The organism is Paraburkholderia sp. RHO2 (assembly GCF_050955445.1).
GTDB classification, from domain to species: domain Bacteria; phylum Actinomycetota; class Actinomycetes; order Mycobacteriales; family Mycobacteriaceae; genus Prescottella; species Prescottella agglutinans_A.
In genome coordinates this window covers 4,414,157-4,427,388 of sequence record NZ_CP162617.1, presented here as the reverse complement: position 1 = coordinate 4,427,388, position 13,232 = coordinate 4,414,157, and the positions used below count along the sequence as shown (strand labels likewise).

The following is a 13,232-nucleotide window of genomic DNA, read 5'->3' as shown; positions in this document are numbered from 1 at the left end:
AACCCGGGACACGAAATCGCGGCGGGACTAGGCTAGGCGCTCGTGACCTCACACTATGACGTCGTTGTCCTCGGAGCCGGTCCCGGTGGGTACGTCGCTGCTATCCGCGCGGCACAGCTGGGCCTCAAGACCGCCATCATCGAAGAGAAGTACTGGGGCGGTGTCTGCCTGAACGTGGGCTGCATCCCCTCGAAGGCGCTTCTCCGCAATGCCGAACTCGCGCACATCTTCCACAAGGAAGCCAAGGCGTTCGGCATGTCGGGAGACGTGTCCTTCGACTTCGGCGCAGCGTTCGACCGCAGCCGCAAGGTCGCGGACGGCCGCGTCAAGGGCGTGCACTTCCTCATGAAGAAGAACAAGATCACCGAGTACGACGGTCGGGGCACGTTCGTCGATGCCAAGACCATCTCGGTCGCCCTCACCTCCGGTGGGACCGACACGGTGACCTTCGACAACGTCATCATCGCGACCGGTTCGGTGACCAAGCTGCTGCCGGGTACCTCGCTCAGCCCGAACGTCGTCACCTACGAGGAGCAGATCCTCACCCGCGACCTGCCGGGCTCGATCGTCATCGTCGGCGCCGGCGCCATCGGCATGGAGTTCGGCTACGTCCTCTCCAACTACGGTGTCGACGTCACCATCGTCGAGTTCCTGGACCGCGCCCTCCCCAACGAGGACGAGGACGTCTCCAAGGAGATCGCCAAGCACTACAAGAAACTCGGCGTCAAGATCAAGACCGGTGCCGCGGTCCAGTCGATCGTCGACAACGGCTCCGACGTCACCGTCACCATCAAGGACAACAAGTCCGGCGAGATCGAGACGGTCACCGTCGACAAGGTTCTGCAGTCCGTCGGCTTCGCGCCGCGCGTCCAGGGCTACGGCCTGGAGAACACCGGTGTCGAGCTCGACCGTGGCGCCATCGCGATCGACGAGCGCATGCGCACCAACGTCCCCGGCATCTACGCCATCGGTGACGTCACCGCCAAGCTGCAGCTCGCGCACGTCGCCGAGGCGCAGGGCGTCGTCGCCGCCGAGACCATCGGTGGCGCCGAGACCATGGAGCTGGGCGACTACCGGATGATGCCGCGCGCCACGTTCTGCCAGCCGCAGGTCGCGAGCTTCGGTCTCACCGAGGCGCAGGCCAAGGCCGAGGGCTACGACGTGAAGGTCGCCACCTTCCCGTTCACCGCGAACGGCAAGGCCCACGGCCTGAACGACCCGAACGGCTTCGTCAAGCTGATCGCCGACAAGAAGTACGGTGAGCTGCTCGGCGGCCACCTCATCGGCCCCGACGTCTCCGAGCTGCTGCCCGAGCTGACTCTGGCCCAGAAGTGGGACCTCACCGTCAACGAGCTCGCGCGAAACGTCCACACGCACCCGACGCTCAGCGAGGCGCTGCAGGAGGCCATCCACGGCCTCGCCGGTCACATGATCAACTTCTGACGGTTCGCCGCCCGAAGCGCTAGTTCGCGAGAAGCCCGCACAGGTTTGTGCGGGCTTTCTTGCCTTCCGGGATCGGGAGCAGCGGGTAGACGTGGATCATGTCCGACTCCTCGTGGAAGTCGAGCGCCACTCCGGCGTCGGCGCGAGGGGGCGGAGGCGGTGGGCGTCGACGTTGAGGATGTCGCGGGTGCCGGCGAACAGGGTGATCGGGCCCGAGGCCGGTGAGGTTACCGTTCAGCGGGCTCACCCACGGATGCTCCCGATCCAGCTCACCGCGGTAGGCGTCCGCCGCGACTGCGAGGCCGCCCAGGTGCAGCCACGGATCCCGCGGGGCGCCACCGGATAGATCGGCACTGTCACCGACGCGCCCGCGGATGCCAACTGCCCCACCAGCTTCCAGTGATGACGCGTGATCTCCCGGATGTCGTCGGCGCTCGGTCGCCGTCGGCCCAACAGTGCGATCGCCAGCGGCATGGCCCGACTGTTCAGGCTCGGCATGGCCACCTCAGTCGTCTCGATCAGCGCGCGTCGTACCGATTCTGGGCCGCGGTGATGTCCGGCATGCGCGATTCGAGCAGATCGATCAGCCCGGTGAGGCGCTCGGCGATCTCCTCGCCGATCGGCGTGAGGCTGTACTCGACGTTCGGCGGGATGGTCTCGCGGACCTCGCGATGCACCAGGCCGTCCCGCTCGAGTTGCTGCAGCGTCTGCGCCAGCATGCGTTCGCTCACCCCATCCACGCGGCGGCGCAGCGCACCGAACCGGTACGGGCCCTCCGCGAGAGCCGCCAGCGCGAGCGTGCCCCACCGCCCGGTGATGTTGAGCAGCGCGCCCCGCGAATGGCAGTCGCGTGCGAAGACGTCGGCCTCGAGGGTCGGGTCGTCGAAGTGCCGGTCCGGGCTGCTCACGCACTCGAGGTTACTACCGACTGAACGATCAGTGCTGACTCGAACGCTTGCACTTACGAAAAATAAGTGCATCATGGAGGGTGAACGAAGTATTGAAGGTTCAACCTTGGGAGTACTCATGACCATCGCAGTCACCGGCGCCGCCGGCCACCTCGGCCGTCTGGCCGTCGACGCCCTGGTGCGCCGCGGCGTCCCCGCATCCGACGTCGTCGCCGTCGTCCGCAACCCCGAGAAGGCCGCCGACCTTGCGGAGCGGGGTGTCCAGGTCCGCACCGCCGACTACGCCGACCGCGCCGCGCTCGAGACCGCGCTCGCGGGCGTGGACAAGCTGCTGCTTATCTCGGGCAGCGAGGTGGGCGGCCGCGTGCCGCAGCACGCCAACATCATCGAGGCGGCGAAGTCCGCGGGCGTCGGGTTCGTCGCGTACACGTCCATCCCGGACGCGCCGAACAACACGCTCCAGCTGGCGCAGGAGCATCAGGTCACCGAGCGTCTGCTCGCCGAGTCCGGCATCGACCACGCGCTGCTCCGCAACGGCTGGTACTGGGAAAACTACACGGGCGACCTGGCCGGCACCGCCGAGCGCGGCGTCCTCGTCGGCAGCGCCGGCGAAGGCAGGGTCGCGGGCGCGGCGCGCGCCGACTACGCGGAGGCGGCCGCCGCGGTCCTCACCTCCGCCGAGGACCAGGCCGGCAGGGTGTACGAACTGGGCGGCGACGAGCACCTGACGTATCCCGAACTCGCCCAGGCTATCTCGAAGGTCACCGGCAAGACGGTCGAGTATCGGGATCTGCCCGTCGCGGAGTACCAGGGCGTGCTCGAGTCCGTCGGTCTGCCCGCCCCGGTCGCCGCGGTCCTCGCCGATGCCGACGCCGGCGTCGCGACCGGTGTCCTCGACGTCACCAGCGGGGATCTGCAGCGGCTCATCGGACGCCCGTCCACCCCGGTCGAGACGGTGCTGCGCGCCGCGCTCTGACGGCGTGGAGGCGGTCAGTGCATGCCGACCTCGCCTTCGTCGGGCAGATCGCCCTTCTCGGCATGGGCCAGAACCATCACTGTATGCGGTTCAACGTCTAACCGCGGCAATGGTATCCGGCGGTGTCGGAAGAGCAGTGACCATGACAACCACGAGAGCCGGCAGGGCCTCGGTGACCCGCCGGCGCATTCAGCTCGCGGATCCGGGGGAGCGGGGGCCGGCTGTTCGTCGTCGACTTCTGCGACGAGATTCAGTGGATCTAGCTCATGCTTAGCTAGATCGGTTGTGGCTGGCCGGGATCGAGAGTCGCGACGTAGTAGCCACGAAGTCTGCGGCGGTGGCTGAGGTGCCGCGCGGTGTCTGAGCATCACTCGTATCCCGGTCCGTGCATGCCGCTGGCCCGCGTCTTCCGAAGGGACGCCCCGTGTCAGTTCTCGCGGGGGCCGCGGCCACCGTAACCAGCACGGTGTCCGCGTCCCCGGTCGCGTCGTCGGTGCGGAACCACTGGAGGAAAATGGGCCACAAGGAGCCGATTATCCCCGGAGGAGGGAAAGCGAAATGGCCGCTAACGATTGGCTCCAAGCTGAACCCCGGTTCGCGCATTCTGCATTCGCCTCGTTGTCCTCGCGGTTAAAGTCCACTGTTTGCGGTCTGATACAAAGACAAAGCGCGGCTATCGAGGCTGGCGCCAATGATGTATTTATGAGTCGGATCGTCGTCACTGTGGGCGGAGACTGAGGTGACAGTTCGGATGTATCCATAACCACTTGTGGCATTCATGTCTGCTAGCCATGGACCTCCTGAGGCGCCGGGACCCCACGGACAATCACCCGTAGCCAATGTGTAGCCTTCTATTGTCGATTCCGTGGTGTTCACCGAGCACCTCTTCTGCACTGCACCGCCGTCCAAGTTGCTCGGATAGCCGAAGATGGTCGCTGAGAACGCAAGGGGGCCGGATGTGCGCAGGCCTTGCCCACCTACGCGGTCAACGAGCCTCTTGCCGCTGACTGGAAGGTTATTGGTTGCAACAAAAGCGATGTCCATATCGGCCAGGGCGGCGTTGGCGGTGGAGGTATTAGCGCTCGTTTCCCAGCCGTCGAGTATGTAAAACTTCTTGGCCTGGAATTGGTCGAGACCGATGCCCTGCAAATAGCCCGGAACAAATACCCAGTTCTGATAGAAGCTCTTCCCTTGCCCGCCGTGCACGCAGTGCGCAGCGGTGGCAACCAAATTCTTCGACGGACTGTTTACCGCCGTCCCACTGCATGACCCGTTCAGCCCGGTGTCTGGATCAGTGAAAAAGATCTTGCCGTTAGCTCGCGCCACCGAAGTGATGGACAAAGGAGCAGGGCTTGGTTCTACATCAGCTACCTGCCCTAATAGGTTTACCGGATTCGACGCGGCGGTCTCCGCGAGGCCGTCCAAGGCGGACCGCCTGGGTTGGGGGGCTGCAGTGGCTGGTTGTGTAGAAATGTCGATGGTCGGTGTATCCATCGGAATTGCATTTGCCATACGCTCCGGTGTCCAGTACTCGTCCAGTGCTGTGCTCACGCCAGTTGCATCTACCTGCGTCCCTACCGGGACATCGAGATCAGACATTTGAGCAGCCGCGTCCTCGGGGATGAAGATCTGCGGCAGGCCTGAAACGATGCCATCGGGGACGCTGTTCGCTGCCGGGCTCTGGGCGTTGACGGTCGACGGACCGAGTGTCACGGCAACGGAAGCGATCACCAGTCCCGATATGAGCGTCGTTATTTTTGTTCTGAACATCTGAAAACCCCCTGTTTCGGATTTGGACGGTCGCAACGTACCAGTTGATGACCGACTTGTCTCAATTTTCGAATGCACACAGTCCGTCTTGGTTTCTCGTCCCGCTGAAGCTGAATGGCATTCCCTTCCGAATGCTTGTTCCGCCATCCCTTCCGAATGTTGGACCGGTTGCGGGGGTGCGATGGTTCGCAATCCTGAACGTGCGTGACCATGGTGAAGGAGTGTGAGGGAGGGACGGCTGCCGATGGGTGACATTTGACCTGTGGTTCTGCAAGGCCCACTGGAGGAGGGAAGTTCCCCTTGGCGACGCCGTATCCCAAGGAATTCCGTGACAACGTCGTCCGTGTGGCACGAGGCTGTGAGCCGGTCCAGCAGCTGAAGCAGATTGCCGCGGGTTTCGGGATCAGCGAAGCCTGCCTGGCCAACTGGGTGAAGGTCGCCGACGGCATGCCCCGTCGCGCTGCGTCAACGCCGCCGTTCCGCGATCCGCGCCTGTCGTGTCGTGCGGATGCCCTACTCCGGCAGCCGCATCCGCAACGCGTCGAGCAGTTGCGGCGGGAGGGTCACCTCGGCGGCGTCGTCGGCCGTGCCCGGTCGCGCCTTGATCTTCGCGAACTCGTCGTTGAGCCGCTCCATCTTCACGTCCAGCCGGTGCGCGGTCTCCGCGGCCTCGGTGAGTTCGGCCAGCAGCTCGGCCGGCACCTCCCGGTTGAACTTGTAGTAGATCTTGTGCTCGAGGCTGGCCCAGAAATCCATTGCGATGGTGCGGATCTGGAGTTCGATCGGCACGCGCTGCACGCGGTCGCTCAGGTACACGGGCACCTCGACGATCAGGTGCAGGCTCTTGTAGCCGTTCGGCTTCGGGTTCGCGATGTAGTCCTCGACCTCGCGGACCTCGATGTCCGGCTGGCTCGTGATCATCTCGGCGATGCGGTAGGTGTCGGAGATGAAGCTGCACGTGATCCGCACCCCGGCGATGTCGAGGATCTGCTCGCTGACGTCGTCGAGCGTGAGCGGGCAGCCGATGCGGTGGGCCTTGCGGAGGATGCTCTCCGGCGACTTCAGTCGGGAGGCCACGTGCTCGATGGGGCTGTAGAGATTGATGTGCGTGAACTCGTCCTTGAGGATGTTCACCTTCGTCAGCAGCTGAGTGATTCCGAACCGGTACGACATCATGAAACGGGAGAAGTCGGTTCGAAGTTGCTCAGGATCCACGGCCTCCAGTGTGCCATCGCTTCCTGATCAGAAGTCGGACCGGATTCTCAGGGTCCCGATCGTGGTGGCCAAACCGTCGTACTGCGTGACCAGCAGACAGAACTCGACCAGGCGTCGATCGTCGAGGTGCGCCGCGAGTGTCGACCACGTCACATCGTCGATGTCGTCGGTCGTGACCAGCTGGTCCGTTGCCGCCATCATCGCGCGGTGCCGCGGGCTCCAGTCGGGGTGGTCGGGTCCGGTCAGCACGCGGTCGAGGATCTGCGCGGTCACGCCGGCGCGCCGGCCGAGCCGGACGTGGTGTTCCATCTCGTACCGGCACTCGCGCAGGTGCGCGACGCGCAGCACGACCAGTTCGATCTCGAAGCGGGACAGCTTGGTGCCCGGCAGCAGCATCAGCACACCGGCGTAGTGCAGCCAGCCGCGGAACAGGCCGCCGGTGCGGCCCAGGGTGCTGAACAGCTGGGCGTCCCTCGTGCGGGACCCGATCGACAGGACTCGCCACGTGGCCCAGTTGACCAGGCCGAGCTCCCGGAACCGTCCGGGGGCGATCCGTGGCTCGGTGCCGTTGCCCGTCTTCGCGTCGTATGCGGTCACCTCGGACTCCACCCATCCGTTCGTTCCGGTCATCGAGACTGCCCACCCTCGGCTACCGAGCGGTAGGAGGGACGCTAACATCGCCGGTCGGATCTGTCGGGGAAAGCGAGGGTCCGTGTAGCATACCGACCTCTAGCAATCGTTAGATTGGTTTCGGGTAGGCACGAGCAGGGGAGTTCCCGAGGTGGCATCGACCCGGCGAGAAGAGATTCTGTTCCACGCCGCCAAGCTGTTCAGCGAAAAGGGCGTCGCGGGGACCACCGTGCGGGACATCGCCGACGAGGTCGGCATCCTCTCCGGCAGCCTCTATCACTATTTCGGGTCCAAGGACGCGATCGTCTTCGAGATCGTGATCGCGTACGTCGACGACCTCAACGAGCGCTACGAGACCTCGCGGGTTCCGGGGGAATCCGGCCGCGAACGCCTCGACCGCATGGTCGCGGTCGCGTTCGACGCGGCCGTCGACCACCCCTTCGCGACCGAGATCTATCAGAACGAGAGTGCGCTCGGGGCTCAGTTCGGGGACGGGCGGATCGAGAAGGCGGTGCGCCGCGCCAACGACTACTGGGCCGACGCGATCGACGCCGGCATCGCCTCGGGCGAGTTCCGCGATGACCTCGATCCTCGGCAGTTCCATCGCATGCTCCGCGAGTCGGTGTGGTCCACCGTGCGCTTCAACCGTGCGACGCTCGCCGCCGACGCGGAACGCCTGCGTCACGACCTGATCGCCGTGTTCCTCGACGGCTGTGCGACGGGCCCGCGGGGGGCGTCGGCGCCGATCCCGGCGGCGGCGCCGTCCGGAGCGGACTCGGTCGACGAGGGGCTTGATGCCGTCGACGTTTCGGAGATCGGCGAGTTGCGCCGCGACGTCCGCGCACTCGAGGAGGCGATCCGCGAACTGCGGGCGCTCCGCGGGGGCGGCGGCTGATCGGCGCGTCCGGCGGTCCCCGGCCACCGCGTTGACCGGGCGTGTGACCGGGGGCATACTCTGGCCCGGCATCGTCGATCAAGCAATTGCTTGATCGCCCACGAGTCGGACGGTGCGGGACAGGAGTCGGTTGTGGGGAGCGGGAGCAACGCCGCGGCGGGGGCACTGGACATCGCTGTGGGCGACTTCGCCACCGCACCCGAGAAGTTCACCGACCTGAGCGTCAGCGAGATGGTGCGGCACTGGGCACTCACCGCGCCGGACCGGACCGCGTTCGTCACCCCCGACGCGCGGGTCTCGTGGGCCGAGTACGACGCTGCCGCCGACCGGATCGCGTCCGCACTGGACGCGCTGGGCGAGAGCGAGCCCGGCGCCGTCGCGCTGTACCTGCCGGACACGATGATCTTCCACGCCGCGCTGTGCGGCGCGTACCGCACGGGCCGCATCGCCGTCGGCATCGGATCCCGCTCGGGCGTACGGGAAGTGGCGCATCTGATGAACCGCGCCGGTGCCCGCACGCTGATCACCACGCGCAACCTCCGAGGCGAGGACACCGCCGCGGAGGTCGCGGAGCTGCGCGCCGGTGGCGGCGGACCCCGGTACGTGCTCTACGTCGACGACCGGGGCTCGGTGACCGTCGAGGACGCCGACGGCCGGCCGGTGCCCGTCGCCGAGCGCCGGTTCGACGCCACGAGTCCGCGCTTCGGCATCGACGACGTGTCGATGCTCAATTCCACGTCGGGCACCACCGGCCTGCCCAAGCTCGTGACCCAGACCGAGCACCGGTGGATCGCGTTCTCCGCGGTGGCCGTCCGCGCCGGACGCATCACCGGCGACGACGTCTTCCTCGGCGCGGTGCCGGCCCCGTTCGGCTTCGGGCTGTGGACCGCGCACTTTCTGCCCGCGTTCCTCGGTGCCCCCACCGTGGTGCTCGAACGGTTCAGCGCCGACACCATGATCGACCTGCTCGAGCGCGAGCGGGTGACCGTACTGCACTGCGTGAGCACACAGTTCAAGATGCTGCTGCGGTCCGAGCGCGCCCGCACCGCCGACCTGACCACCCTGCGTGCGATGTTCACCGGTGGCGAGGCCGTGCCGTACTCGGAGGCCCTCGAGTTCGAGCGGCGCACCGGCGCCGCCGTGCTGCAGTTCTACGGTTCCAACGAGACCGGCGCGGTGAGCGTCACCACCGTCGACGACGACCCCGACACCCGGCTGCAGACGTGTGGCCACCTTCTCGGGGACATGCGTGTGCGGGTGTTCGACGACGCCGGCGTCGAGGTTGTCGGCGACGAGCGCCGCGGTCAGCCGGGTGTCAACGGGCCGCTCATGTGTCACGGCTACTGGGACGACGAGAGCGCGAACGCCGAGTTGTACACCGACGACGGCTGGATGCTGCTGGGCGACATCGTCGAGATCGACGCCGCCGGACGGGTCCGCGTCGTGGGGCGTAAGGCGGACATCATCATTCGCGGCGGCAAGAACATCTCGGCCGTCGAGGTCGAGGAGTTCGTGCGCGCCCATCCGGCCGTCGCCATGGTGGCGGTCGTCGGCGTCCGCGACGAGCTGTTCGGCGAGAAGGTGTGTGCGGTCGTAGTGACGTCCGACGGCACCGAACTGGCCGCCGGCGAACTCTCCACGTGGCTCGCCGGGCAGGGCGTCACCCGCGAGTACATCCCCGAGCACGTCGTCACTGTCGACGAACTCCCCTTGGCGCCCGGCGGCAAGGTCGCCAAGGGGTCGGTCAAGGTGCTCGCCGAGGAGCGCCTCAGCCGATGACGGCCAGCGGAGTTCCGGGCGCGACCTTGGCGCCCGGCTCCGCGAGGACCCGGAGCACCGTCCCCGACTCGGGACACGGGACCGGCATCTCCAGCTTCATCGCCTCCAGGATCACCGCCGGGTCGCCGGCCGAGACCCGCTGTCCGGGTTCCAGTTCCACCCGCCACACGTTGCCGACCATCGGGGCCTCGATCACCACCGCACCCGGCGGGACGTCCAGGGACTCGGGGGCGAACTCCGGTTCCGGCTCGGCCTCGGCTCGGTCGAATTCGCCGGCCGCGTGCCACGCCCGCTTCTCCGCCTCGAACGCGGCGGTCTGCCGTTCCTCGAACGCCGCGATCGAGGCGGCGTTGTCGGCGAGGAACCGCAGGTGGTCGGCGAGCGCGAACGTCCCCGCGCTGATGTCGACGTCGAACCGGCCGGCACGGGACTGCGCCCGCGCTTCCTGGAGTTGCTCGGCAGTCACCGGTTCCCACACGATTCGGTCGAAGAACCGGAGCAGCCACGGCTTGCCCGCCTCGAACGGCGGTCGCTGTCGGTAGCCCGACCAGATCGGCACCGTGCGCCCGATCAACTGGTAGCCCCCGGGCGACTCCATTCCGTACACGCACAGGTACTTGCCGCCGATCCCCACCGCGTCGGACGGCGTCCACGTGCGCGCCGGGTTGTACTTCGTGGTGACCAGTCGGTGTCGTGGATCGAGCGGAACCGCCAGCGGGGCGCCGAGATACACGTCGCCCAGACCCAGGACGAGGTACTCGGCGTCGAACACCGTGTCGCGGACGTCGTCGATGCTGCCCAGTCCGTTGACGCGGCGGACGAACTCGATGTTCGACGGTAGCCACGGCGCGGTGTCCCGGACACCGCTGCGATAGCGGTCCAGGGCGTCGGAGATCGACGGGTCGTCGAACGACAGCGGCAGTCGGACGGTCCGGCTCGGAACGACGAGATCGTGCGTCGCGGGCAGGTCCTCCTCGAGTTCCAGCAGCAGTCCGAGCAGGCGCCGCTGGGGCAGGACATCCGGATCGAAGTGCAGGTGCAGCGACCGCACGCCGGGGGTGATGTCCACCAGGCCCGACACCTTCAGCTGCGCCAACGCCTCCGACAGCGCGTGCACCCGCATCCGCAGGCCCAGATCGAGCGCCATCGGCCCGTACTCGACGAGGATGTTGTCGTCGCCGCCGCGTAGGTAGGCCACCGCCGGTCGATCGTCGCCGGCCGGGACACGGCCCAGCACGCCGCCGTCTCCGCGTGAGACCCGCACCGCCGGAACGTCCTTCGCGCGGTCGATGTCGGATCGCCGCAGCGCGTCGGCGTCGGCGTCCGGCACGGGAACGAAGCGGACCGCGTCGCCGGGGCGGATCTGCCCCATCTTCCAACGGTGCGCGCTCACCACCGTCAGCGCGCACGCGAATCCGCCCAGGCTCGGCCCGTCCGGACCGAGCAGGATCGGGGTGTCGCCCGAGACGTTCAGCGCGCCCACGCTGTACGGGTTGTCGTGCAGGTTCGACGGGTGCAGTCCGGCCTCCCCGCCGTCGGGACGGGACCAGGCCGGCTTGGGTCCGTCGAGTCGGATACCGGTGCGGTTGGCGTGGCTCGCCGTGATCCAGGTGGTCTCGTAGAACTGCGCCATGTCGGCGTCGGTGAAGTACGAGGGCGCCGGTTGCGGCCCCTCCGCGACCGCGAGATGCCACGTGTGGGTGAACTCCGGGCGGGCGTCGACGGGGACCGGCGCGGGATCGCCCAGCGCCTCGGTCTCCGGCGCTATCCCGAGCACGTCACCGGTCGCGACGGCCCGGCCGGTGACGCCGCCGAACCCGCCGAGCGTGAACGTCGAAGCGCTGCCATGGAACAGCGGAACGTCCAGGCCGCCGCGCACCGCCAGATACGTGCGCAGGCCGGCGTCGGCGGGGGAGCCGATGTCGAGGACCGCGCCCGCGGCCACCTCGATCGGCTCCCACATCGGGGCGGCGAGACCGTCGACGGTGACCGGGACGGCGGCGCCCGTCACGCACACGACCGCGGGCGACGAGAACTCCAGCCGCGGACCCTGCAGCGTGCACTCGAGGCCCGGCGCCTCGACGGGATTGCCGACCGCGGTGTTGGCCAGCCGGAACGACAGGTCGTCCATCGGTCCGGACGGCGGAATGCCGACCTCCCACAGCCCGATCCGGCCCGGCAGATCCTGCACCGTCGTCATCGTGCCGGCGCGCAGCACGTCGATCTGCGGCCCGGTGGCCGGAATGTCGGCGAGCGACCCCGTCGTGTGCTCGGCGATCGGCTGCGCGCAGATGTGCCGGAGCTGAGGAAGATTGGTCTGCACCCCGTAGAGACGGGTCCCGGTGAGCGCCTCGCCCAGCCGCGCCAGGGCCTCCGCCCGGGTGGCGCCGCGCGTGACGATCTTCGCGAGCATCGGGTCGTAGTGGGCACTGACCTCGGTGCCGGTGTCCACCCACGTCTCCACCCGGGCGTCCGGCGGGAACTGCACGGCGGTGAGGGTGCCGGCGCTCGGCCGGTAGTCGCGGCCCGGATCCTCCGCGTACACGCGGGCCTCGACGGCGTGCCCGGTGATCGCGGGACCGGTGTCGGCCAGGCCGTCGAGCATCGACGCGTCCCCGCCCGCCAGGCGCAGCATCCACGCCACCAGGTCGACGCCCGTCACCTCCTCGGTCACCGGATGCTCCACCTGCAGGCGGGTGTTCATCTCAAGGAACGACGCCTCCGCACGGTCCACGTCGTACACGAACTCGACCGTGCCCGCCGACCGGTAGTCCACCGACGACGCCAGCCTCCTCGAGGCGCTCAGCAACTGCTCGACCACCGCGTCGGGGAGGCCGGACGCCGGCGCCTCCTCGACCACCTTCTGGTTACGCCGCTGTAGCGAACAGTCGCGGGTGCCGAGACTGACCGTGCGGCCGGTCCCGTCGCCGAACACCTGCACTTCGATGTGGCGGGCGCGGGCGACGAAGCGCTCCAGGAACACCCCGGACGAGGAGAAGTTGGCTGCCGCCAGTCGCTGCACGGTCTCGTACGCGCCGCGCAACGCGGCCGGGGTGAAGCACGCCTGCATGCCGATGCCGCCGCCCCCGCCGACCGCCTTGAGCATCACCGGGTAGCCGATGCGCTCGGCCTCGGCCGCCGCCGCCTCGACGGAGGCCAGCAGGCCGCTGCCGGGGACGAGCGGCACCCCCACCGCCCGCGCGGCCTCACGTGCGGTGTGCTTGTTGCCGAACACCCGCAACTGTTCCGCGGTGGGGCCGACGAACGCGATCCCGGCCCGCTCGGTAGCGGCCGCGAATTCGGCGTTCTCGGAGAGGAATCCGTATCCCGGGTGGATCGCACCCGCGCCGGTCGTGAGGGCGGCCTCGACGACCTTCTCGGCGCACAGGTACGACTCGGCCGCGGGTGCGGGACCCAGTCGGACGGCGGCGTCGGCCATCTCGACGTGCATGGCCGACGCGTCGGCGTCCGAGTACACCGCGACCGCCTTGAGGCCGAGCGCGCGGGCCGACCGCATGATGCGGCAGGCGATCTCGCCGCGATTGGCGACGAGGAGGGTGTCGAAACCAGTGTCGAAAGCGGGGGACACGGAGGTCTCCTTCGGTGGGAGGGTGTG

10 protein-coding genes are annotated in these 13,232 nt (G+C 68.0%); 4 read left to right on the top strand and 6 right to left on the bottom strand.

Going from position 1 to position 13,232, the window contains the following annotated elements; genetic code table 11:
- Positions 1-42: 42 nt before the first annotated feature.
- The gene (gene lpdA / locus ABTV10_RS20665; RefSeq protein ID WP_433607059.1) at positions 43-1,443 is read left to right on the top strand and encodes a dihydrolipoyl dehydrogenase; all 1,401 of its coding nucleotides are present in this window, start codon (positions 43-45) and stop codon (positions 1,441-1,443) included.
- A gap of 243 nt (positions 1,444-1,686) precedes the next feature.
- Here the strand turns inward: lpdA and ABTV10_RS20660 are convergent, their stop codons facing one another.
- Positions 1,687-1,941, bottom strand: coding sequence for a hypothetical protein (locus ABTV10_RS20660; protein ID WP_499029875.1), 255 nt, complete (start codon positions 1,939-1,941; stop codon positions 1,687-1,689).
- A 20-nt stretch (positions 1,942-1,961) separates the two neighbouring features.
- On the bottom strand, positions 1,962-2,351 hold the full coding sequence (locus ABTV10_RS20655; protein ID WP_499029873.1) for a winged helix-turn-helix transcriptional regulator: 390 nt from the start codon (positions 2,349-2,351) through the stop codon (positions 1,962-1,964).
- Positions 2,352-2,469: 118 nt separating this feature from the next.
- On the opposite strand from ABTV10_RS20655, the gene ABTV10_RS20650 reads away from it, so the two are divergent.
- Positions 2,470-3,327 carry an SDR family oxidoreductase gene (locus ABTV10_RS20650; protein ID WP_499029870.1) on the top strand — a complete coding sequence of 286 codons (858 nt, stop codon included), beginning with the start codon at positions 2,470-2,472 and terminating at the stop codon, positions 3,325-3,327.
- A 630-nt stretch (positions 3,328-3,957) separates the two neighbouring features.
- Here ABTV10_RS20650 and ABTV10_RS20645 read toward each other — a convergent pair.
- The 3 genes from ABTV10_RS20645 to ABTV10_RS20635 all read right to left on the bottom strand — a co-directional run bounded on the left by ABTV10_RS20645 (position 3,958) and on the right by ABTV10_RS20635 (position 6,942).
- On the bottom strand, positions 3,958-5,244 hold the full coding sequence (locus tag ABTV10_RS20645; RefSeq protein WP_499029868.1) for a trypsin-like serine peptidase: 1,287 nt from the start codon (positions 5,242-5,244) through the stop codon (positions 3,958-3,960).
- 366 nt (positions 5,245-5,610) lie between these two features.
- Complete coding sequence (locus tag ABTV10_RS20640) at positions 5,611-6,312, bottom strand: GTP pyrophosphokinase (protein ID WP_499029865.1); 702 nt, start codon at positions 6,310-6,312, stop codon at positions 5,611-5,613.
- A gap of 27 nt (positions 6,313-6,339) precedes the next feature.
- A complete protein-coding gene (locus ABTV10_RS20635; RefSeq protein ID WP_499029863.1) occupies positions 6,340-6,942 on the bottom strand; it encodes a carboxymuconolactone decarboxylase family protein in 603 nt (200 codons plus the stop codon).
- Between the two features lie 151 nt (positions 6,943-7,093).
- Between ABTV10_RS20635 and ABTV10_RS20630 the strand changes: the two genes are divergently transcribed.
- Together ABTV10_RS20630 and ABTV10_RS20625 are read left to right on the top strand one after the other, a co-directional pair.
- On the top strand, positions 7,094-7,837 hold the full coding sequence (locus ABTV10_RS20630; RefSeq protein WP_499029861.1) for a TetR/AcrR family transcriptional regulator: 744 nt from the start codon (positions 7,094-7,096) through the stop codon (positions 7,835-7,837).
- 132 nt (positions 7,838-7,969) lie between these two features.
- Positions 7,970-9,616 carry a class I adenylate-forming enzyme family protein gene (locus ABTV10_RS20625; RefSeq protein ID WP_499029859.1) on the top strand — a complete coding sequence of 549 codons (1,647 nt, stop codon included), beginning with the start codon at positions 7,970-7,972 and terminating at the stop codon, positions 9,614-9,616.
- Here ABTV10_RS20625 and uca read toward each other — a convergent pair.
- The gene (gene uca / locus ABTV10_RS20620; RefSeq protein WP_499029857.1) at positions 9,606-13,205 is read right to left on the bottom strand and encodes an urea carboxylase; all 3,600 of its coding nucleotides are present in this window, start codon (positions 13,203-13,205) and stop codon (positions 9,606-9,608) included. The genes ABTV10_RS20625 and uca overlap by 11 nt on opposite strands.
- Between the last annotated feature and the right edge of the window lie 27 nt (positions 13,206-13,232).

Coding starts and splice junctions, on each gene's coding strand:
- ABTV10_RS20660 (WP_499029875.1), bottom strand. CDS start 1,941: ATGCCGAGCCTGAACAGTCGGGCCATGCCGCTGGCGATCGCACTGTTG.
- ABTV10_RS20650 (WP_499029870.1), top strand. CDS start 2,470: ATGACCATCGCAGTCACCGGCGCCGCCGGCCACCTCGGCCGTCTGGCC.
- ABTV10_RS20645 (WP_499029868.1), bottom strand. CDS start 5,244: ATGGCGGAACAAGCATTCGGAAGGGAATGCCATTCAGCTTCAGCGGGA.
- ABTV10_RS20635 (WP_499029863.1), bottom strand. CDS start 6,942: ATGACCGGAACGAACGGATGGGTGGAGTCCGAGGTGACCGCATACGAC.